Genomic DNA, 23,366 nt, shown 5'->3' with positions numbered 1-23,366 from the left:
GATATACATACTAGCTGCTCTGCCAACTGTAGAAAGACCGTCATTAACTCTTTAAGAAATGACTGCTGTCTCTTCCATCCCCTCTTTTGCAGCCTGTCTCTCCTGTTCCACTTGCATCTTTTCAAAAACTTTAAAGAACGGATAATAAATAGCTAACGAAACAAAGAAACAGACAACGACCATCACTGCTGCCACCCAATTCCAATTGGAAGTAATCAGGGCTCCTAATGGCGCTGGAATAGAAAATGGCGGCTTGACCATCATCTTCGGCATCCAACCCAATGCCGTCACAATATAAACAAGAGTCGTATTCGCCATTGGGACTAAAATAAACGGAATGGCTAGAAGGGGGTTCATCACGATTGGCGTACCGAAAATCATTGGCTCATTAATATTAAAAATCCCCGGTAAAATTGATAAACGACCCAATTGTTTCAAATAAGTAGACTTCGAAAATAAAAACAGAAAAACCAGTGCCAATGTAGCCCCTGTACCACCCATTTGAGCATACCATTGATAAAATTGTTCTGTAAAGATATTCGGCAAATCATATGCACTAACACCACTTTGGAAAAGATCGGCATTCTCAATAATCGCCTGATCCCAGAAAGGCCTAATAATCGGCCCTAACACAGCATGGCCGTGAATACCCAACACCCAGAAAAGACAAATCATAAATTGAGTTACAAGCCCTCCTAGCAAATTATTTCCCGTCAGAAATACCTTTAACGGTGAGACCAGCACTGTCAAGACATCATTTACATTAAAATTGAAAAAATGACGGGGCACCCAAAACAGTAAAATAACAAACAAGGTTGGCAGTAAGGCCGAAAATGATTCACTCACCACCGGTGGCACACCTTCTGGCATTTTTATTTCCAATTTCTTTTCTTTTGTAAATCGGTAAATTTCAACAGAAAGGATGGCGGCCAATATGGCTCCAAATAACCCTTGGGACCCCAAGGGAGCGATAGCTAAATAACGACCACCAGCCACCACATTGCCAGCAACATCTACTCCTTCTTGCAGATTGATTGGCACGGACATCATCAGCGTTGCCACCATGGCAAGAAAACCGCTGGTATTCCGATCTAGTTTATACGTTCCCCCTAAAAAAGACCCAATTGTAAAGGTAGCATAGATTGACATCAATCCGACAGTGAATCTAAAGGGCACATCCAGTGCGACCAAGTACGGCGCTACCATGAGACTGTAACCCGGTATAGGCAAATTTAATAATATTGTGAAAAATGACCCGACAATCGTTAAGGGTAAGATAGAAATCAAGCCATTACGAATGGCTTGTAAGTGACGTTGTTGCCCAATTGCATTAGCTAGCGGTAGCAATCTTTGTGCTAACCGATCTAAAAATACCATATTCATAACAAACACCCTTTCTTTTAATTAAAGCCCTGATTCTCAATGACTTCTTTAAACCACAAACCGGATTTTTTTATTGATTTTTCGCCCGATGGTAGCTCCAACCGGTAAAACCCATAACGATTTTTATAGCCGTTCACCCATGACCAACAATCCACAAATGTCCACATTTGAAAACCTAAACAGCGACTGCCTTCTGACATGGCCCGATGAAGTTCTACCAGATGTTCCCGTAAAAAAGCAATCCGATAATCGTCTTGGACCATCCCGTCCTCTATAAAGGCTTCTTCTCCTTGAATGCCAATTCCATTTTCCGAGACAAACCAATCAATATTACCGTACTCAACTTGGAGTTTTTTCGCAATATCGTAAAGTCCTCGAGGGTAAATTTCAATCCCTCGTGAAGTATTCATCCGTCGGCCGGGCATCTCATAATTTTCAAAAAACCACTCAGGTGAAAACACACCATGGGGATTAGGCACTGATTCCCGCGCCTTTACCCGTCTCGGCCGATAATAATTGATTCCCAATAAATCAATTTTAGTCGCCGCAATCACATCTAAATCCCCCGCTTCAATCATCGGCATCTGATCATATTGTTTTAAAAGTAGACCGATTTCAGCAGGATACGCCCCTTTTAAGATAGCGTCATTCAAACTTTTAGTGTAAAATAAGTCAGCCATCTCTGCTGCCTCTAAATCAGCCGGATGCTGACTTCTCGGATAGACGGGTATCACATCCATAATAATGCCAATCTTACTCGATAACGCCATCTCTCTAAAAACCTTTACGGCCCCACAATGAGCCAAAATGGTGTGATGTAAGACCGTGGCCGCCCGCTTAAAATCAACCACATATGGATAATGTCGATCATGAAGGTAACCTGCCTCTGCTGGAATCATCGGTTCGTTAAATGTAAACCAATAGGGAACACGGTCACCAAATAACTCAAAACAAATTTTGGCATAACGGACATAGGCGCTGACCACCTGCCGGTTCTCAAAACCACCGATTTCCTGCATGGCCATAGGCATATCGAAATGATACAAATTGATAAAAGGTTGAATGCCTTTTGCCAGCAATTCATCGATCATCTGGTTATAAAAAATAACGGCTTGCGGATTAACTGGCCCATCACCATCTGGAATTAATCGTGACCAAGAAATGGATGGTCGAAATGAATTTAATGAGATATCCGCCATTCGTTGGATATCCCCCTGATAGTCTTGATAAAAATGAGAGGTATTTTCGGTAGTAACCCCTTGAAAAAAGCGATGATTGAACTGCTGTGACGAATAATCCCAAATATTTTCTCCTTTGCCATCTCCTGGTACTCGCCCTTCTGACTGAGTAGCGCTAGATGCCGCTCCCCAAAAAAAGTCACTTGGAAATTTATACATAATATTTTCCCCCTTCACTGTCTCCTTGCATCAGAAACAACTAGAATATATAATGAAGTATAGCATTGATTATAATGTTTAATAACGGTTTCATCTCCATCTGTTACGATTGTCCTTAACTGACAAAAGTAACAATTTTGACACAACCTGTCACACACGAGAAGGAGGACACACCCATGTTGTTTCTGGATTACGTACCTGAATTAAGCCCATTGGAATATGATATTTACCATTATATTGCCAATAATTTAAATACTGTCAGCTATATGCGAATTCGAGATTTAGCTACCGAAACCCATACCAGTACAGCCAGTATTTTGCGCTTTTGTCATAAGTTTGAATGCAATGGCTTTTCCGAGTTTAAAGTGAAATTGGGCCTGTATCACACATCTATTCAACAGATAGAAATCGCTGATATCGACGAGCATCAGTTTATTCATTTTTTAGAACGGGTCAATCAACCTCTGATTGCCGATAAAATTAATCAAGCGGTTGCCATGCTCGCAGAAAAGGGATTGGTTCTGGCTCTTCTGAAGCCATTGCTAGCTACGGGTCTCTCTATTTTACTAATCTTTCGCAGACCGCCTTAAAAATCTCCGACCCATCCAACTACCCAATTGAGTCCTTTCCAGATGATATTTTAGCCCGTACGTGTATTATTGCTTTGTCCGTCACTGGAGAAACAAAAGAAATCAGTCATTATCTGCAACGCTTAAACAGCAAATCTTGCTCGATTATTTCCATTACCAACAATGATAATTCAACCATTAGTCGCCTTTCTGATCTCAACATCCCCTACTACATTAATCGTGAAACGATCTATAAAAACAGCAACAATCATGATAAAACCATTGAATTAACCAGCCAGTTGCCTGCCTTGTTTATTTTAGAAAAGATAGCAAAAAAACTCCGCCTGGGAAAGAAAATATAAAAATAACCGTGACTGCCAAACTTGGCAGCCACGGTTTTGTTAATCAGCACATTCATTCACTGACTTTTATCTCATTTAACGCGCCTCGTTCTAAATAGTAGCGCTCCGTTGCCAAAGATAAGGTCGTCTCTCGATGAGAAATAACCACAACGGTTTTCCCTTCTGCTTCAGCACTTAAGGTCTTAAGAATGGCCTGCTCATTAACATAATCTAAATTACTAGTCGGTTCATCCAACAATAGCAAGGGACCATCGTGTAAAAATAAACGAGCCAAGCCCAATCGTTGGCGCTCTCCATCTGAAACACTACGAGCCTGGCCACCAATTCGCGTCTCGTATCCCTCTGGTAGTGACATCACCCACTGATGAATAGCGGCTTTTTGAGCCGCTGCCTCCACCATTTCCTGAGAGGCATTTTGACGACCTAGCCGTATATTAGCGCCGATGGTCTCTTCAAACAAGAACGTGTTTTGTTCCATCACCCCTTCAAGTCGATGAAGAGACGCTTCTTGAATAGTGGGCAACGGCTCTTGGTTAATCGCAATCACACCATCGGGATCCCAGTAGCGCATCAATAACTTCACTAAAGTACTTTTCCCACTGCCGCTCTCGCCACCAATGCCTAACCACTGGCCTTGTTTCAACGATAAAGAGACCTTTTTCAAGACCTCTTGCCCCTGATTGTAACGAAAGCCAACATCCTTTAACTGAAGCTCTCTTAATTCCTCAACCACTGTCTGACTATCAACAAAAGAAACGCTGGCTTGCTCTTGGGTTAACTCATACAGACGACGACCGCTTGCTAAAGTTGTTAACAAGCCACTACCCAAGCCATTTAATGCTAACACAGAGCCAAAGGAACTCAAACTAAGAATTGTCCCGACTAAAACCGTCCCAATAGGTAAATGAAGGCCTGTTCCGACTATAAAAATAATACCTGCCGTCCCAATCAAGGTGATTTCACTACAGATCTGTAACCCACTCCCCTGCTTTAAACGTTTCTGATACTGCTGATTAAGAGCCTGACCACTGGCCCTTAATTTAGCTAAGCGCTGTTCTTTCAAACCAAATTGAAAAATATCCTGTAAACTGGCAATGTTTTCCATCACCTGTTGATTTAAGCCATTAAATTCCGTTTGGTAAGCAGGGCCAATCGCCTGATAGTGGCGATAACTCATAACCGGTAACATCACCCCGACCAAGAACTGACCGAACAACAACAGTAAAGCTAACCCCAGATGATAGCTAGCTAGGTAGCCGACTGTCACCAACGTCGTCCCTAAAGCAATAAATACTGGGGAAATCGTATGAGCAAAGAAAACCTCTAAGGCTTCCACATCAGTCGTGATTGCCGCTACTAAATCACCACTTTTTTTCCCTGTTAGTCTAGCCGGCCCTAAGTGTCGTAAGGTCGCAAAGATTCGCTGACGGATAATCGCCAATAACCGAAAGGCAATATCGTGGTTTAAGTACTGCTCACAATAACGAGCCACCCCTCGAATCACCCCACAACCAACCATCAGCACTAACAAACCATGAGGGTTGACTGGTTGGCTCAAAAGAATAGCCAAGACACCCTGCAACCCAATAACTGAAATAGCAATCACCGCCAGATTACTGATAATCCCTAAGACAATCGCCAAGGTCATCCGACCTTTGAGAGGCTTAACAAAAGACAATAACCACCGAATAACCGTCCACTGGCTCATACTAAGCCCCCCCATTCATCAATTGTTTTTCTTCTAGAAAATAATGGTTGAAATACGTCGAATGCCGCTGCAGATCTGCAGGCAAGCCCACTTCCACCAATTGGCCTTTTTCAAAAACTAGCAGTTGATCGGCATCAAGGACATTGTATAAGCGATGAGAAATAAACAACACCATCTTCTCCTTGGCCAACTCTTGCAAGACCCCTAAAATGATCTCTTCACTGGCTAAATCCACACCTGACGTAATTTCATCGAAAATATAAAGTTGAGCATCCCGCAATAAAGCTCTTCCTAGTAATAATCGCTGTCTCTGACCACCAGACAAATTCCCACCATCTTCCAACAAAGGCTCATCCAATCCCTTGGATAGACCTTCCACAAACTCTTTTAAATGAACTTGCTCTAAAACCTGCCATAATTCCTCTTCACTAGCTTGGGACTTACCGATTAACAAATTATCTCGGATGCTCTCTGGATAAAGATAACCGTGATTGTCCACCAACAGACCTTGCTGACGAATCAGTTCACCACTTAAGGCCTTTAAGGGCCGATCATTCCATAAAATCCTGCCGCCATAGCCCGCTAACTGATGCAGAAGCAGCCGGACAAAGGTACTTTTACCAGAACCAGATTTCCCAACCAAGGCCGAGAAACTGCCTTTAGTGAAGGTGACTGAAACATCTGCCAAAACCAACGCCTGGTCTTCTTCATACCCAAATTCCAACTGGTCGACTACCAACTTGGTCAACGGCTCTGACAAGGTCTCCGTCCCAAAAACCGGTTCTGGCAATTCTAAATAAGCAAACAACTTCCCACAGGCACTGATCCCATTCATAGCCACATGAAACAAAGATCCTAATTGACGCATGGGAATAAAAAATTCGGCACTTAATAGCAAAAACATCAACACGCCAAGAGTACTGACCCTGCCATTGGCATAGCCAATCAAAGCCAAACCAATCCCTAAAGCCGCGCCACTGTAAGAAATAATGTCCATAATGGTAATCGAATTTAATTGCATGGAGAGCAAACTCATGGTCGATTTGCGAAAACGCTCCGCATCACTGGCAATCGCCTCTTGTTTGGCTTCATCTTGAGAATAGGCTTTCAGCACACTTAAGCCACTGAGATTTTCATGAAACTTTTCACCTAGGTTGGTATAATCCGACCAGTAGTGACTTAAAATTCGTTTGGCAATTTTCATGACAGCCATGATGACAATCGGAATCACCGGCATGCATAACAACAAGACTAAAGCCGGTTGCCAAGCAAATCCAACTAATGAGGCAAAAATCATCAGCGAGGCCACTAAACAATAGAATAATTGAGGCAAAAAGCGCGCGTAATAGATTTCCAATTGCTCAATCCCATCCACTGCCAGTTGAGTCAATGTGGCGGCAGGCAATTGCCCACTCTTTCCTAAACGAAAAGCTTTCTCCATCACCGCTTCTCGCATGGCTAAACGCAACTCCCCTGAAGCTCGATAGGTTTGTTTCTCCATTAATTTAACCACCACAGCTTTTGTCAACAGCACCAGCAAGATCGTCACCGTCAGTTCCAGAGAAACAACCACATCCCCATTAAGATAGGCAGCTAACTGGCGGGCAAAAACGAACCACAACATCATCGATGCCCCTAAATTGATGACTCGAAATAAGACCATTAAGATCAATGGCCTCTTTTCGATTAACTGAAACAATCGTTTATCAATCATTGGCATCACCTAGTTCAACCGCTTCGCTTACTTTTGCTTTCTTGCCCTTTAAATACCAAGTCAAAAAAATGACATGAGACACATACACAATGCCCATTGTGACCCGCATCACTAAGTTATCCACCAAGATACAAGGTATCAGGAAGACGATAAACATGACAATAAACATTTTCACCATGCTTTTAGTCGTCATTTTCCTTTTAACCAAGGGCTCCTCGACGTACTTATGATAGCTTTCCGATTGAATAAATTTAGTATGCAGTTTCTCCGAACTTCTCAGCCAAAAGAAGCCAGTTAATAAATAGAAGACAGTCGTCGGTAAAAACGGCACAAAAATACCAATCGTCCCCAAAGCAAGTGTCACTCCACCTAAGCCAATATATAATCCTTTTTTCATTTTTTCCTCCGTATCATGCCCCGATAGGCGTGTTTAATCCTTAAGATAGGGTGATGAATTAGCCGTCGTGGCAATAGCCCATAATTCGTATCATTTGTTCGCCATAACGTCTATAACAATGGATCGGCCAATGCTGATAGATCGGTTTCGTCTCTTTAAAATGACAAAAATCCAATCCTTTCTGAGCATCACGTTTATCAACCTGATTTCTTCTTAGACAGGCCCCTTATTTTTCGCTTTCATCTTCTACCTAACCCACATTAATTATCACTTGTTTATTATATCACATAACATGTTATTTGAGAATGATTCTCATTGTTAATTCTATTTGGGTTACACCCTATTTTTAGCTCTTCCTTGATACCAGGATAAAATGGCTTTAGCCGTTTCATGGCTATCCTGATTACTAAAGGTTGCAGCATATGTTTTTTTATGAAAGCTGTACTGAGGATCATAATAAGACACCAGCAACTTTTCAATCACTTGATCGACTGCCCCAGCTTCCAACTGCCCTTGCATCAGCTTAACTTTCTCAGGATTAATAACCCGCTTCAGCTGGCCTAGGGTCACACTCAATTCTGCCTCATCCGTATTGACCACATAATCGTGATGAATCTGGGCCACTCGCTTAGCCAAATCTGCCTCAATCAACAACTTCTCACCTGCTTGAATAGCCGTATATAAACTAGGAGGCATCATGACCCGACCGATTCGTTTGCTCTCACCTTCAGTAAAAACAGTCGCACCTGCCTGCCATTGACGACTAGCGTCGAGAAGTAAACTTTCAAACATTTTTTGCGTATGGGGTTCTGTTAACCCAATACTTCCCAACAAAGACCCCCGATGATTGGCACATCCTTCTAAGTCCAGAACAGGCACCCCCAGTGCCGCCAACTCCTTTAAAATATCTGTCTTGCCACTGCCAGAAAGGCCGTAAAGAGTCATAAACTTGACCTTTGTCAGCTCTTCATCCAAGTGGGACACCACATGATGACGATAGGCTTTATAACCACCTTGAAGTCGACTGACGGGCAGTCCCAGAGCTTTTAATAAGGAATAAATCGAGTTTGAACGCATCCCCCCTCTACTGCAAAAAATAGTCAGTTCATCGAAATCCGTCAAGAGCTGCTGATAGTGGGCAAACATACTAGGCAACTGGCCCGATGCCCACTCAATACCATATTGTTTAGCTTCATCAATCTTGCCACTGACATATAATAGGCCAATTTTTTCCCGAGCCTGATTATCTAAAACTGGAATGTTAACCGCACCAGGAATCGTTGACTGCTGGAACTCTTTAGGACTGCGAACGTCCACAAAACAGATTTTTTTCTTGGTGCTGGCGTCCATAATCTCCTGATAAGTCACCGTTGGTTTCATTTGCTGCCCCTCCTTTGCTTGCATTTTATTGATTACCTTCTATCATACTATTAATTATTAGACTTTTCCTGTTTTATTTTTTCTGCCACCATCCACCTTAATCTTTCAATCAAATAAAAAGGACCTGACACTAGCGCCAAGCCCTCTTTATTAATAATCAATCACTGTCAGACTTTCAGCAAACTCCCGCTGCAAGTGTTCCCTACGGAAAAGCCCAAAGGCCTCTTTATGATTTTTAAGCACTCCCCGAACTTTCATGGGGTTAAACGAGGCCATCAACTGATTCGTCAGCATAAACTCACGGGTTAGGTGCCACTCATAAAAATAGCCAAACGGCCTAGCACTATATAACGTCCCAGCTAATAACTGATCGGGGAAACGACGATGAGTATGACCGAAAACTACCTGTTGAATATTGTCATACCGATCAAAAAGCTCTCCGGTTTTTTCAGATCCGAGGAAGGCATTTAATTGATTCCAACGTTCATATTTACCTTGTTGATAAACGATAAACTCTCTTTTAGGTACAAAGTGAGTGGCCACCACTACTTGTTGATCGGTCTCTGCCAGTTGATCCAAGATAATGGCCAACCGACCTAAAATCACGTCTTGGGTACTAGGGTCATCTAATTCACGCTGAATAAAACGATCGTACCAATACAAGTTTTTTGAGGCTAAAATCTTTCTATCATCCTTTTCAATCGCATAACTATAATCATACCAGCCATTAAAAGCCAATAATACCTGATTCTCAGCCAAAGGAATTGTTCGAAGATTTAAAAAATGAGGATCCTCATAATATTCCATGGCCCATTCATCTAAATCAGGCAGCTCATGATTGCCAAAGTTATAAGTAACAGGAATCTGATGTCCCTCAATAAATCTAACCGTCGCCAACAACAGTTCCAGCTTATTGGCAGTATCACCAGCTAAATGGACACGAGTGATCCCCTTGGCCTGCAGCACCTCTACAAGCAGCCCCAGCTCCAGCTCGCCAAGTTGATTACTATCCACATGTAAATCACTAAGAATCGCTAATTTGCCCATTTTTCGCCCTCCATCTTCCAGTATAGCTTAAAGAAGGGATGAGTAAAACTGATTCACCCAATCCCCTCAAAAATTCCTAATAAAAACAAGCTAGGACATAAAGTCCTTTTACTCCGAGCCCTGCACAACGTTCGTAAACGCATCGGAGGCTGGGACTATTGTCCCAGCCTCTTATTATAATCAGCGTCTCAATCCTCGTCGTGTTCAATTGATTTGCCTTGTTCAAAATCCCTTAATAACTGCCGAACCTCTGTTGTTGATTTAGTCGTCATTAGTTTCACCCGCAAGTCACTGGCTCCAGGAAAACCTTTGACATAAATTTTAAAGAAACGATGTAAACCAACGATTGAGCGTGGAATTGATTCTGCATACTGATCCTGTAGATCCAGTTGCAGTTGCAACAATCCCAACAATTCTTGAGCAGAATGCTCTCTAGGTTCTTTTTCAAAGGCATAAGGATTTCTAAAAATGCCACGGCCAATCATAATCCCATCCACCCCGTACTCTTCAGCAAGCTTCAAGCCGGCTTGGCGATCAGAAATATCACCGTTAATCGTAATCAGCGTTTCAGGTGCCAGACGATCGCGAAGTGCCATAATTTGAGGAATCATCTCCCAGTGAGCGTCCACCTTACTCATTTCGTTCCGTGTCCGCAGATGAACCGATAAATTGGCAATATCTTGTTTTAGCAAATGGCTAATCCAATCTTCCAACTCCGACAATTGGGCATAGCCAATCCGAGTCTTGACACTGACCGGCAAGCCTCCCGCCTTAGCAGCCTCAATCAATTCAGCAGCCACCTCTGGCCGTAAAATCAGACCACTGCCTTTGCCACGACCAGCCACATTTGGAACAGGACATCCCATATTAAGATCGATTCCTTTAAAACCCATTTCGGCCAAACCAAGACTCATCTCCCGAAAGAACTCTGGCTTATCGCCCCAAATATGGGCGACCATTGGCTGTTCATCTTCTGTAAACAGTAGGCGTCCGCGGACACTCTCCTTGCCATCTGGATGGCAATAGCTATCTGAATTAGTAAATTCAGTAAAAAAGACATCCGGTGCCCCAGCTTCCTTTACGACATGGCGAAAGACCACATCAGTCACGTCTTCCATTGGTGCTAATACAAAAAAGGGCTTAGGTAAGTCTGCCCAAAAATTAGTTGTCATTTACTAGTCTCCATTCCATCGGGTCCTATTTCGTCTCCCAAAAACATCATAATTATACTAGGAAAACGCCTAAGAATCAAAGGGAATGTTTAGGGAATGGGAAATAGTGTGACTGGGCCTTGTTCGTTATATTTTTCTGTCGTGTGCTTCATACGCGTTGGATGTAACTGCTAGAGTCAAGCCCCTGAATTAAGTCTCATCGATTCAAAGAGAGAAAAATTGAAATATCCTACGAATAATGCTATACTAAAGGCAACAAAAGAGGACATGCGCTAACATGCCCCCTAATGGAAGTACCGCTAAAGACGGTAGCAAGAAAATTTTATTTACTTAAAAGTAATCGTCCTCCTGCAAAAGTTGACGGTTACTTTTCTTTGTCTTTTTTCAGCAAATCAACAATCAATTTAATTAAAGCAATGGTAAACATACCAAAGGCTAAAATTAACTGAATTGCCTCTATTGCGGACAAAAGGGCATCTCCTTTCCTATCTCATTACCCCTCTTATAGTCAATAAATACAAAATACATCCTATAACAACTATAATGAGTGGTTTTACGTATTTTTTCATTTTTATTTTCCTTATTCATGGATTTTATAACATTCAGAAAAAAATTTATCTTAATCAACTGACTTTCTTATATTTTTCTCTTAGTATGTATGAATAAGTTTTGGTCTATATTTTGCTGATAAAACAAGATAGCAAGCTTTCTTTCTTGTCACAGTGATTAAACTTCCAGTAAAAACAACTAATTGACCACTCAGTTTATTGCTCATCCCCTGAAGCCTCAACCTCTTTATCTATTTTAGATTTAAGCTATTTCTCATTCGATAAACAGTTTGTCTTGTGATTCCATTCGTCTTAGCAATCTCTGTACTTAAGTTTCCAGCCTTCAACATGTCAATCACTCGTTCATAGATGATACGTTTCTGTAGGTCTGCTTACGTGGGAGAATAGAGGATAGGACGGCTATAAACGCCTTGCTTCTTTGCCAATTCTATCCCTTGTTCCTGACGTCGCTTACTCTCAGCTCGTTCTTGTTCTGCAATCATCGCTAGAATTTGAACAATCAAATCTTTGATAAATTTATCTAATAAAGGATTACCTATTGCTTCAGCCATTATTGGCAAGCTAGTAATAACCAGTTGAACCTCGTTTCTTTTAATAAATTAGCCATCTGAATTATTTTATCATAATTCCTTCCGAGTCGGTCAATTGCTTTAACCATAAAACTATCTCCATACCTAACATATTCAATTGCTTTTTAAACTCTTCTCGATTATTAGCTGATGCTCCTGATTTCTTTTCAGTGAAAAATAGTTCCACACCGAATTGGTTTAAATTGGTAATTTTTGCAAAACACAGAAGTAACATTACGTATCAAAAAGTGTTGTTAAAGTTAGTTAAAGACATGTTGTTTTTGGCAGAAGTTTTGACATAAAAAATGAGTGAACTATCCAAGGTTCAGAGATAGTATTATACTCTCTCTGAACTCGTCGTTTTTGATAGAACGCTAACGCAACACAGTTGTGTGATATTCGTGCATTGACATAATCGCTATTATACCTAGTTAAATTCTATATTTTTATATTGAGTCAGAACGTAAAATACTATAAACTGCCACATCAACAATACCTTGATTGTTAAAACCAGATTTTCGTAAAACACCTTCAAAAATCATACCCGATTTTTCCATAACTCGACCAGAGCCAGGATTTTTAATGTCGTGTTCAGCTTCAATCCTATTCACATCTGTTGTTTCAAATAAAAAATTAATAACTTCTGTTAAAGCTTCACTCATATATCCATAATTCCAAAATTTTTCGCCTAAAACGTATCCAATTGTTTTAGTTTTAATTTTAGGTTTATTATCAATGACAGCAATATTTCCAATTAATTGATTTGTTTCTTTTAAGACAATTCCCCACCCCTCTTCTCTATTCTTTTCTTCGAATGTTAAATAGTCTTTTGTTACTTCTACAGAAGAATGGGGAGCCCAAGTTAAATATTTAGCAACAACTTCAGAACTTGTCCAATTTTGAAAAACTTCAGCAGAATCAGCAGGAGTCATTTTTCGTAATTGTAAACGAGGAGTTTCAAGTGTTTTTGGCATTTAACTCATTCTCCTTAAACGATGTATTTAAAAATATTATCAATAAGTGTAGCATATTGAAGCTATATAGTATAGAAGCAGAATATCAATTTTTCTTAAAATAGTTATTTAACAGATTAGTTAACATAATGCGCATTATACCAAGCAAAAAAATCACAATCTAGAGTGCCATTCATTAAAAGGTTCTAAAAAATTTTGTTGCTCTATCCAATGGTATGAGCGTAAATTATATTCATTCTTAAAGACTGGTAAAGTACCGTTTTCTAATAAACCATCATTGATTCCTTCTTCAGCGATAATCATCATAGGCAGTTCTAGCATGTAAGCCATAGCACCTTCAATTTGATTCCAAGGAGACGGATATTGCTTTTCCACAATACTCGCTTCTGAAGGAGACCCTTTTTTTGAAATCCCTTTTTCTACATATATCTGAGGAAGAGCTAAGATAATAATTCCGTCACATTCTTGCATTTTATTTTTAATTGCTAGTATAGGAGATTCATTAGGAAAATAAGTAGCTCCAATAGTCACTGGTTCCATACCACGATTTCTTATAATTTTTTCTAATCTTAGTACAGTACTTTTATACATAGGGTTATACGAATTAGGACGACTGACAAATATTTTTTTCATTTTTAACTACTCCGTTTCATTATATTTTGAATTTGATACAAAACTTCATTGTAAAGTAAATTTGAGGAAATGGTATATTGTATTTTCCCATTCAAACCTAAATTATCCGCTATTTTCTTTATTCTCGTATTTACTTTCTGGTTGAGTTCTTTATATTTTTAGAGATTAATCTGTTACTTTATATGGATGTGTACTTACTCTTTAAGTCATCGATAGCATATTTCAAAAGTTGCTTTTCATTTATAGTCATGATTGGAAATCCCTCAGATTGATATAATTGAGCCATTTTTTCTTTTTTAGTTAACTGTTCCTTATCAAATAAATTTTTAGAGTAGTGACCAACGACAAGGATATTTGTTTCTTTTGAAACATGATTAGCAATATTTCCTTTTGCTGATAAAACAAGATGGCAAGCTTCTTTTCTTGTCATAGTGATTAAGCTGCCAGTAAAAACAACTAATTGTCCGCGTAAGTTAGTTTTCATCAGAAATACCATCCTGTTCCTTTTCAATTTGACGACGAATTCTATGTAAAGTAGAGACAGAAAATTCTGTCCGATCAGCAACTTCTTTATAGCTACATTCTTTCAACATATTGTAGGCATCACGCTTACGCTGTGTTAAAATTGCCTCTGGTCTGCCCTCTTTGTAATTCGGCTTATGTCTTCTAGCATAAGCTTTCCCTTCCTGAGAACGCTCTATAATCACTTCACGTTCCATTTCAGCCACACTTAACAAAAGAGTATACATCATTTTACCCACAGGATTATTTTCAATTCTACCTAAATTCAACACGTGGATAGAAACATTTTTTTGAAAAAGCGTCTCTATTACTTGTAGCGCTTCCTTTGTGTTTCGGGCAAACCGATCTAATTTTGTCACAATAACAGTATCACCATTTTTTACAGTGTCTAACAATTGATTGAATGCTGGCCGATCTGTTTTAGTTCCGGTAAATTTATCTGCAAAAATATTTTTTCTCAGAACGCCTTGATTAATCAATACTTCTTTTTGTGGTGCGAGCGACTGACTCGTTGTACTGACCCTCGCATATCCATAAATTCTTTTTTTGTCCATATTTCGAAATAATTCCCTTTGACTTTGTGACATAAGTTTAAGATATCGTACAAAGCTTATTATAACAGGAAATATAAACAGTGCCAACAACTATATAGTTGTTGACACTAGCGATGGAATAAAGCGGACTACTCTTAAAAACAACTTGTTTGATTATGGTACATATAATTCTCCTAAATGTACAATGCTAAAGTCTTTTATCTTTAGATTTCCAGCTTCCATTATGAAGTCAATTAACTCATTTTTAGACATAGGTGTTTTTATTTTGTAAGTGTTTTCATTCATTTTTTTACAATAACCTAATAATGATAGTTCTGATTCTAAATCTTTTACGTCAATATTTTTTAAAAAACTTAAAAAATATTCAGCTTCAAAACCAGTGAGTTTTCCCATTTCATATGTAATCTTTTTAGCACCATCAAAACAAAAGTCTGATTTTCTTAAGTTAGGAATTGCTAAAGCACAAAAGAATGGGAAGAGTAAGAAAATAAAAGTTGGCATATTAAAAGGTGTTATGGCCAAAACAAATATTAAGGCGGCTATAAAACCAAACAAATTAGCCAAATTTAAATATCTTCCTTGTCTGTTTTGATACCACTTTAATAAGTAAGAATCATCTGACAACCATCGGGATTCTTTGTCAGTTAATGTATAAAGAACTGTTGTATTCTCTTTTTTATTTATTTTTTTTATTAATACTTTTGCACTTGATAGATTTAAGCTGGAGTTATTTTCATTGTTGTCAATTAGTAAAATATTGTTGGATAAATTATTTATTGATTCTATATCTTTTTTTTCAAAATGGTAAAAAATCAAACCTTTATTACGCAGTATCAAACCTTTTTTTAACATATCATTTAAATATATTTTCTCTTCATCTAGCAAAACATTTTTAGTTGGTATAAATTTTATAGTCATCTTTATCATCCTTTGCAAAATTCTATGTTTTCAAAATTAGCAATAATTTTACTTATTCTTTTATATTCTTGATGAAGTATATCTTTTCCAAGGTGGGTTATATAATAAATTTTTTTATCATCAGAAGACCTCCGTTCTATCAGTTGATCCATTTCCATACGTTTCAAAATACCATAAAGCGTCCCATTACTAATAGTTATTGTCCCACCACTCATTTTTTTTATATCTTGAACGAGAGCGTAACCATGTTTTGGTTTGGAGTAAATAGATTGTAGTATATAACAACTGGGCTCACTCAAAGGAATATATTTGTCAAACAATTGATCACCTCCAAGTAATAAAGATAGGTCGTATTGCGACCTATCTTTATTGTAGCATGTTTTTTTCGAAAATCCAATTAAAATGGATATGAGGTCTAATTACAAGTCTAACTTGAATTCGATTTACTTTCTTTAAGTGGTTATTGGTAATAATTATATCTGAATGTCTTTAAGAATTTAGTATTTGTGTTATGAAATTAATTTTAACTTAACCGGTTTAATGCTACAGATATTTTTGGTATCAAGTCTTATGATCAAAAAATTGGGGAGTAAGCAAAAGCTTAGAGAGTTTTTGAAGAAGGCGAGTGGTATAAGGAAAGTTACCAATGTTTTGAATAACAAAGGAGGGAGTCAATAAAAAAAAGAAATCGAAAAATACGATTCCTTTTTTTATTCTCAATATAGGAATATTAATTTAGCGATTGTTAAGTGAGTTAAATAGTTGTATATGGGAATGCACCAGTTGTACTTGTTTGCATGCTGATTGTTATTGTCCAAATAGCTATGGTCCAAGATCTTCCTTGAACTTCTTGATTATTTTGTACATGCTCACTACTAGGTATACTAACAGTCATTGCTTCTAAATTAAAGTCATTATTTTCCAAGTTCATTACCTCCTTTCATTCCGTTTATAATTTATATTATACCATAAAAAAACAAAAGTAAAAGCGTTTTCTTGTTTTTTTGAAAGAAAAACTATTTTTATCGATGTTAAAGGTATTTTTATAGGGTTTTTGTGTTATTATATATGATATTAGTAAATAAATAAAAAGGTAGGTTATAAAATGGAAAAAGAATATAATATGTTAGACTTTTTTTTCACAAGGTCTCCAGTATTACCAATAAGTAATTACTTGAAATGGCTAGAGGAAGATAATTCTGATGAAGATTTGCTTAGTTTTTTTAATAGCCGATTAGATGTTCAAGAAATTATACAAACTAGTTCATATGATCTATTTGATTCATTAAAGAATGGTTCCAGAGATATTGAAAAAGTGAAAATTAGCTTAAAAAATTATATATCGCGAATGTCAGCGCGGACAACGCCATATGGACTACTGTCTAATATTTCTTATGGAAATTTTAAAAAAGAAAAAAATAATAAGAGTATAGCTGAAATTGAAAAGCGAGCTAGAGTTGATATGGAATGGATATGTCCAATATTCAAAATGATAGAAAAGGATAACTTTGATAAATTAACAGTGAAATGGAATTCTTATACTCTAGAATTAGGTGAAAAATATATTAATGAGTGGAATACATGTTTCATTCAAAATGAAAATAAAATTGGAGATAAGAGTGTAATTAACTGTACAAACGCTGTAAAGTTAATCAAAGACAATTCTTTAGAATTTATTCGAGTAGAGGATCTGAAAAATATACTTAAATCTACTTATCCAGATGTTAAACAAAGTGTATTTTCAGATTTTTTAAAAGATTTATTAGAAAAAGAATTTTTACTAAGTAATATTAGAAGTGGTCCTCTTGTATCAGATTACTTGACCGAACTACTAGCAACAATTGCTGAATTCAAATATAACCAAAATGATGAATTGATTAATAAGTTAGAGAAGGTTGCTATTTTAATAAATCAATATAATGAAACCTCCATCGGTACAGGAATTGAGATATATGATCAAATTATAAAATTAATGAGCAGTATATATAGTTCTAAGAACTATATTCGAATCGACTCTTTTAAGAAAAATACCATGTATTTAAGTACTAGTGATAAAGCCAAGTTACTTGATTTGGTATCTTTTTTGAAATGTAATAGTGATTTCTATTACTTTCCAAATATAGAAAATTGGGGTGGGGAATATATAGAACGTTATTCAAATACTGAACAGTTGTTGGCTGATGTGATCAATGAAAATACGGGAATTGGTTTGCCTAGGTTTGATGCACAAAATATATTGAATAATACAGATATTAGCTTTGAAAAAGAATTACTTTACAACATACAATGTTTATCTGAAATGAGTGAAATAGACATATCAGACTTTAACAGTTTAAAAATGAAATCGATAAATAATAATTATATCGACGATGACCGTATAGAGTTGTCTATGTTTGTTCAAGAAAAAAATAGAAAAAAAACATTTTCGATGTCTCCTATGTTGGGAAATAATAATCTTGGGTCTACGATTGGTAGGTTTCTATATCAAGTTGAAGAAAGTGACGATTCATATTTTTCAAGCTTAGAAAGTAATGATTTATATGATTCAGTTGAAATAACATACTATCCTCAAATAGATCGTATATGTAATATAATCAATACCAAATCTAATAAAAAATATGTAATGGAGTTTGGATGTTCTGACCGAAATATTAGTAATAAAAGGCGTCTATCAATCTCTGAAATTATTATTAATGTTACACCAAAAGGTATTTATTTCAAGCATAAAGAAACTAATCGACGTTTAGTATTTTTTGCTACGCACTCCACTAGGATTGATTTTGCGCCTCCAGTAATCCAATTTTTATTAAATTCAAAATATTATCAAAGGAAAAACACCTTCACCCTGTTAAATAAAATACAATCCAGTATGCAAAAGTTGACAATATTACCTAGAATAACATATAAAGATATCGTTTTATCAGAAAAAAAATGGGTACTACCCCCTCATGAATTTGAAAATCTCAACGAAGATAGTTTTATTAGACGTTTTTTAGATTTTTCAAAAGAAATGAATATCGAACAATTTATATTTATACAAGAATTTGATAATAGAATCCTCATTAATATCATGGATTATAACACTCAAAAGTATATTTATAAATCGTACCAAAAAAATCCGAATTTACAACTTGTTGAAAATATATTATATAATGACGTGTCTGATGAAGAGGTTTTTTTATCAGAATGTGTATTTTATTTTAATTATAGTAATAAAGATTTTACTGATATAAGTAATAGATATTCTTTTGAACCAATTAAAAAAATTAAAGAGCGATTTTTGCCATTCGACAATTATGTTTACTTGAAAATATATACTACTAAAATATTAGAAGACTATTTGATTAATAAAAAATTATCACCTTTTTTAAAGAAAATGTTGGAAGATAAAAATATAGATCAATTTTTTTTCATTAGGTATGAAGACCCAAAACCACATATTCGTCTCAGATTTAAATACTCCACGAAAGTTAATATATCTGCCAATATTGTTACAGATCTAACAAAATATTTAGAAGATAATCACATTACTAGCACTGTTATAATCGATACTTATATTCCAGAAATCTCTAGATACGGAGGAGAAAAAATTTTTTCTAAAATGGAATATCTATTTTTTCTAAATAGTATGGTTGTCTTAGAGTTGAATAAATATCGTGAAGAAAGGAATATTGATAAAGATTCTTTAGCGATTATAGCGATTTCTAGGTTAATATTGGATACAGAAATGCCAGATGAAGAAATTTTGTCTTTTATTGAACGTTTAGGTAATAGAAAAAAACACAAAAAAGAATTTCGAGCAAAACGACATGAATATATGAATTTACTTATTAATGAAAAAGATATCAGTAATTTGGAAATAAATAAAATATTAGATAGTCAAAAAAAAATACTCAAAGATATTTGGATAAGTTTAGAGAAAAATGAACCGTATGTAACTAACGATAAAACTAATGTGTTAATGAGTATAATACATATGTTTTGTAATCGTTATTATGGTGTCGATAGAGATAAAGAAACTTTTATTCAAAATATGGTCTCCAAAACTATCCACAATGTTTTTTCATATGAAAACGCAAAAAAAAAATGAGGTGATATTTTGAAAAAATTATTATTCTTTACAGCTGAATTTGATAGTCACATTTTTCCGATAATCCCTTTGCTGAAAAATCTATCTAATGAATACGATGTTTTTTGTGTCGGAATAAGAAAACATAAAGAAATAATTCAGAGCTCAGGATGCAGATTTGTATCATATCCGAAAAATTATTCTGAAAAAACACATCTTAATCAAAAAAATAAAATTTTAGAAGAAATAGATACTGAGAATAGAATTTTTTTTAATTCGATAAAGAAAAATCACTTAAACAAGATAGATAATAGTATAATTAAGGGATTAGAGTCATATATACATAATACAATTAGAGCAGATGCATTAAAGATTTATAACTTTAAAAAAAGCAACTATTTATTTTCAGAAAACCTTATTGATATTATTGAGCCTAATTTAATTTTCAAAGATACACTAGAAAATTATTCTAGCTCTATTGCAAAAGAAAGAAATATTAAATGTATTGAATACATAACAAATAATTCCTATGGATTTGACTATCTAAATTCCTCCAAAAGAGAATTATACTCAAGTTTTTTTAATATTGGTAATGATTCTTTGTTGAGCGATTCTTTTTTCGAAAGTCTATTTGATGAAATCAAGCATATTTATGAAGAAGTTTCTTATGAGTTGAATATTCCTAAACTATTTCCATATCCTACTTACAATTTGAAAGAAAAAAATAATATAATATTTTCTATTCCTGATCTTCATTCAGAAATAAGTCTATATTCAAAACATCAAAATTTTTACTTTGTTCATCCTTATGCTAAGGATTTTCAAAAAGAAAATAATGTTAATATTTCTGAGGATTTAAAAAAATTTATTAATAGCAATGTGCATAGAAAAATTGCTTATATTTCAACAGGGTCTTTTGTAAATCTAGAGTCAAGTTTTTATTCTCAGTGGGTTAAAAGCTTAATTAAAAAAAATTATAAAGTTATAATTTCGTCTTTAAAAATAGATACCGATAGTATTTTTATAGATAGTAGAAGTTCAGATTTAGTTTTTTTTGGTTCCTACTTACCACAAAAATATATTTTAGAAAATGCTGATGTATTCATAAATGCTGGCGGAGCCAATAGTATATTTGAATCAATTTATTTTGGAGTCCCAATTATAATAACACCGATTTCCCCAGAACAAGTCATGAATGGGATAACTCTGGAAAAATATGGAGTTGCAAGAACATTAACAATTAAGGGGATTACACAATACACAAATGACGAAGCATTACAGCAGATAGAAGATAACCAAATACTAATAAAAGAAAGGATGGCTTATTTAAAAAAATTGTACTGGAATGACAATAACTTAAAGCAACTTATTTTTGAATTAATAGAAAAAAATTAGTGATTTTTTGAAAGGAGTCTTTATGAAAACTAATGTCTTCAAAAATATTTCAAATATACTAAAAATTTCTTTTAGCGTCAACAAATTTTATTTTCTAGTGTTGATGCTTTTAAACGCTATATTAGTTTTTTTATCAGTTTTTAGTTTGATTAATACACAAAATATAATCAATAGTATTCAAATTGGAATAAATTTTACCAACTCTACATTTCTGTTTGCTTTAGTTTTATATCCGATAATTCTGTTAATCTCAGAAATGATAAATATTCTGATTCAAAATCTATCTTCAAAGTATTCTGATTTATTGAATTTTGAATTCAGTACTATGTTGCTTCGTGTGATAAATGAACAAAATTTTGAGCAATTTGAAGACTCTAATTTTTATGATTTAATTCAGCGTGCGGAATATGCAGGTGGGATTTATCCTTATAAAGTAATGAATAATATTTTAACTCTATTTTCTCAAAGTGTTACGTCTATTAGTTTTATGATTATTTTAATAAATTGGCGATGGTGGACTATTTTATTTATAATAGTATTCCCTTTGTTAAGTAGTATACAAATGATTAATTTGGGAAAACAAGAATATGAAATACGATATAATAGAACCAAATATGAGCGATCTAGTTGGTATTTTGCTCATCTTCTTAATAAAGACACCAATATTAAAGAAACTAAATTGTTTTCATTAGAAGATTATTTCTTAGAAAAGTTTATGAATATAAGAAGTAAATTTATTTTGGAAAATAAAAAAATGTACCGAAAGAGATCTTCTTTGAATTTATTAGTTCAATTCCTCTCAATTTTATCAACATCTTTTATTATTTTTCTAATATTTTACGATGCTAGTATTGGAGTCATTTTAATTGGCTCTTTAATGACGTATATAAATTCAGTATCAAATACAAAAAATAGTTTTAACGCAATTACTTCGTTAATTTTTCAAACATATCAAGATACACTTTACACCAATGATATTGTCACTGTATTAAATTGGAAGAATGAAAGAATTACTGATACTAATGAGAAGATTGAAATTAGTGAGATCAGAACATTGGAATTAATAGATGTTTCATTTAAATATAAAAATACTTCTAATTATATTTTGAAAAATGTGAACTTTTTATTTGAGCAAGGAAAAAATTATATTATTACAGGGAAAAATGGATCGGGGAAAACCACTCTTATAAAATTAATTTTAGGATTTTATGACTCTTTTGAAGGGGAAATCTTAGTAAATGGAATTGATATTAAAAATATAAGCAGTGATAATTATAAATCTTGTTTATCAGCCATATTCCAAGATTTTGCTAAATACGAATTTAAAGTAAGAGATTCAATATCAGCAAGCCATATTGAGGCTGCAGCTGATATTAATAAAATTATATATTCTAGTAAAGAAGCTAACGCTGATTTTATCGAAATGCTACCTAATAAGTTTGAACAACAAGTAGGTAATTGGTTTGAAAATGGAAAGCAGTTATCAGGTGGCGAATGGCAAAAAATTGCTATTGCAAGAGCATTTTTCAGAGAAAACTCTTCTTTAATTGTTATGGATGAACCTAGTTCTTCCTTAGATCCTATTTCTGAGAGTAATATTTATCGAAGTTTTCAAAAATTAAGTCAAAAAAAAATAGGTATCTTTATAACTCATCGATTAAGAAATTTTGAATTAAGAGGGACAATACTCTTTCTAAACAACGGAAAAATTGAAGACCATGGAAGTTTTGATGATTTAATAGAAAAAGCAGGTAATTTTGAGAAGTTTTATCATATTCAAAATATAATTGAAGACTGAACTTTTCATTTAATAGAGCTATTAGTGTGGATGAATGAGTATAAGATTGTTATGTTATGTGGGTTTTGTTAATTTAAAATCCATTTATGAGGCAGAAGAGAGCTGATCAGAATGTTGAAGGAAGTATTACAAACGGACCACTTTGCCGATGATTGTCATATTGGCAAAGTGCTTAAAGAAATGATTATTTCGGGTTGATTTGAGCCATCAATTCGGATAGCTTGAGCCACCAAAAC

The 23,366-nt window shown here is 35.3% G+C and carries 19 protein-coding genes and 3 pseudogenes; 4 read left to right on the top strand and 18 right to left on the bottom strand.

Features of this window, described 5'->3' with window-relative positions:
* Positions 1 to 51: 51 nt before the first annotated feature.
* The gene (locus RWN13_RS12090) at positions 52 to 1,377 is read right to left on the bottom strand and encodes a PTS transporter subunit EIIC (RefSeq protein ID WP_314064030.1); all 1,326 of its coding nucleotides are present in this window, start codon (positions 1,375 to 1,377) and stop codon (positions 52 to 54) included.
* 23 nt (positions 1,378 to 1,400) lie between these two features.
* Positions 1,401 to 2,780: a glycoside hydrolase family 1 protein gene (locus RWN13_RS12085; protein ID WP_314063829.1), complete on the bottom strand. Its 1,380-nt coding sequence runs from the start codon at positions 2,778 to 2,780 to the stop codon at positions 1,401 to 1,403.
* Between the two features lie 176 nt (positions 2,781 to 2,956).
* Here RWN13_RS12085 and RWN13_RS12080 point away from each other — a divergent pair.
* Positions 2,957 to 3,711 (top strand): annotated as a pseudogene (locus tag RWN13_RS12080) (MurR/RpiR family transcriptional regulator).
* A 52-nt stretch (positions 3,712 to 3,763) separates the two neighbouring features.
* On the opposite strand, the gene RWN13_RS12075 reads toward RWN13_RS12080, so the two are convergent.
* The 16 genes and pseudogenes from RWN13_RS12075 to RWN13_RS12005 form a co-directional block, all read right to left on the bottom strand.
* Complete coding sequence (locus tag RWN13_RS12075) at positions 3,764 to 5,419, bottom strand: ABC transporter ATP-binding protein (protein WP_314063827.1); 1,656 nt, start codon at positions 5,417 to 5,419, stop codon at positions 3,764 to 3,766.
* A 1-nt stretch (position 5,420) separates the two neighbouring features.
* On the bottom strand, positions 5,421 to 7,133 hold the full coding sequence (locus tag RWN13_RS12070) for an ABC transporter ATP-binding protein/permease (protein WP_314063825.1): 1,713 nt from the start codon (positions 7,131 to 7,133) through the stop codon (positions 5,421 to 5,423).
* A complete protein-coding gene (locus RWN13_RS12065) occupies positions 7,126 to 7,530 on the bottom strand; it encodes a YbaN family protein (protein WP_314063823.1) in 405 nt (134 codons plus the stop codon). The genes RWN13_RS12070 and RWN13_RS12065 overlap by 8 nt, the downstream gene beginning before the upstream one ends.
* A 58-nt stretch (positions 7,531 to 7,588) precedes the next feature.
* Positions 7,589 to 7,708 (bottom strand): annotated as a pseudogene (locus RWN13_RS23655) (hypothetical protein); the annotation flags it as partial.
* Between the two features lie 155 nt (positions 7,709 to 7,863).
* On the bottom strand, positions 7,864 to 8,910 hold the full coding sequence (gene mnmH / locus RWN13_RS12060; protein WP_314063820.1) for a tRNA 2-selenouridine(34) synthase MnmH: 1,047 nt from the start codon (positions 8,908 to 8,910) through the stop codon (positions 7,864 to 7,866).
* A gap of 150 nt (positions 8,911 to 9,060) precedes the next feature.
* A complete protein-coding gene (locus tag RWN13_RS12055; RefSeq protein WP_314063817.1) occupies positions 9,061 to 9,957 on the bottom strand; it encodes a metallophosphoesterase in 897 nt (298 codons plus the stop codon).
* A 188-nt stretch (positions 9,958 to 10,145) separates the two neighbouring features.
* Positions 10,146 to 11,129, bottom strand: a complete 984-nt coding sequence (locus tag RWN13_RS12050) for a tRNA-dihydrouridine synthase (protein WP_314063814.1) — start codon at positions 11,127 to 11,129, stop codon at positions 10,146 to 10,148.
* A 364-nt stretch (positions 11,130 to 11,493) separates the two neighbouring features.
* Positions 11,494 to 11,598 (bottom strand): putative holin-like toxin, encoded by a 105-nt coding sequence (locus RWN13_RS12045; protein ID WP_314063813.1) that lies wholly within the window; start codon positions 11,596 to 11,598, stop codon positions 11,494 to 11,496.
* A 330-nt stretch (positions 11,599 to 11,928) separates the two neighbouring features.
* A pseudogene (locus tag RWN13_RS12040) lies at positions 11,929 to 12,502 on the bottom strand (recombinase family protein).
* Positions 12,503 to 12,713: 211 nt separating this feature from the next.
* Positions 12,714 to 13,241, bottom strand: a complete 528-nt coding sequence (locus RWN13_RS12035; protein WP_314063811.1) for a GNAT family protein — start codon at positions 13,239 to 13,241, stop codon at positions 12,714 to 12,716.
* A gap of 153 nt (positions 13,242 to 13,394) precedes the next feature.
* Positions 13,395 to 13,874 (bottom strand): hypothetical protein, encoded by a 480-nt coding sequence (locus RWN13_RS12030; RefSeq protein WP_314063809.1) that lies wholly within the window; start codon positions 13,872 to 13,874, stop codon positions 13,395 to 13,397.
* Between the two features lie 178 nt (positions 13,875 to 14,052).
* Complete coding sequence (locus tag RWN13_RS12025; RefSeq protein ID WP_314063807.1) at positions 14,053 to 14,358, bottom strand: BRCT domain-containing protein; 306 nt, start codon at positions 14,356 to 14,358, stop codon at positions 14,053 to 14,055.
* The gene (locus RWN13_RS12020; RefSeq protein WP_314063804.1) at positions 14,348 to 14,950 is read right to left on the bottom strand and encodes a recombinase family protein; all 603 of its coding nucleotides are present in this window, start codon (positions 14,948 to 14,950) and stop codon (positions 14,348 to 14,350) included. Before RWN13_RS12020 ends, RWN13_RS12025 begins: the two co-directional genes overlap by 11 nt.
* Before the next feature lie 153 nt (positions 14,951 to 15,103).
* The gene (locus tag RWN13_RS12015; RefSeq protein ID WP_314063801.1) at positions 15,104 to 15,868 is read right to left on the bottom strand and encodes a hypothetical protein; all 765 of its coding nucleotides are present in this window, start codon (positions 15,866 to 15,868) and stop codon (positions 15,104 to 15,106) included.
* A gap of 5 nt (positions 15,869 to 15,873) precedes the next feature.
* A complete protein-coding gene (locus tag RWN13_RS12010) occupies positions 15,874 to 16,188 on the bottom strand; it encodes a PadR family transcriptional regulator (protein WP_314063798.1) in 315 nt (104 codons plus the stop codon).
* Between the two features lie 434 nt (positions 16,189 to 16,622).
* On the bottom strand, positions 16,623 to 16,793 hold the full coding sequence (locus RWN13_RS12005; RefSeq protein ID WP_314063796.1) for a hypothetical protein: 171 nt from the start codon (positions 16,791 to 16,793) through the stop codon (positions 16,623 to 16,625).
* 180 nt (positions 16,794 to 16,973) lie between these two features.
* Between RWN13_RS12005 and RWN13_RS12000 the strand changes: the two genes are divergently transcribed.
* From RWN13_RS12000 to RWN13_RS11990, 3 genes are read left to right on the top strand one after another with little or no spacing between them, the layout of a single operon-like run.
* The gene (locus RWN13_RS12000; protein ID WP_314063794.1) at positions 16,974 to 19,958 is read left to right on the top strand and encodes a thiopeptide-type bacteriocin biosynthesis protein; all 2,985 of its coding nucleotides are present in this window, start codon (positions 16,974 to 16,976) and stop codon (positions 19,956 to 19,958) included.
* Positions 19,959 to 19,967: 9 nt separating this feature from the next.
* Positions 19,968 to 21,332, top strand: a complete 1,365-nt coding sequence (locus RWN13_RS11995) for a glycosyltransferase (protein WP_314063792.1) — start codon at positions 19,968 to 19,970, stop codon at positions 21,330 to 21,332.
* Between the two features lie 22 nt (positions 21,333 to 21,354).
* Entirely contained in the window at positions 21,355 to 23,130 is a 1,776-nt protein-coding gene (locus RWN13_RS11990) for an ABC transporter ATP-binding protein (protein WP_314063791.1), read from the top strand.
* Positions 23,131 to 23,366: the final 236 nt, after the last annotated feature.

Source organism: uncultured Vagococcus sp., assembly GCF_963518325.1.
In the GTDB taxonomy this organism is placed as follows: Bacteria; Bacillota; Bacilli; order Lactobacillales; family Vagococcaceae; genus Vagococcus_D.
Note: the sequence above shows the minus strand (reverse complement) of the source record. Positions and strands in the feature narration are given on the sequence as shown.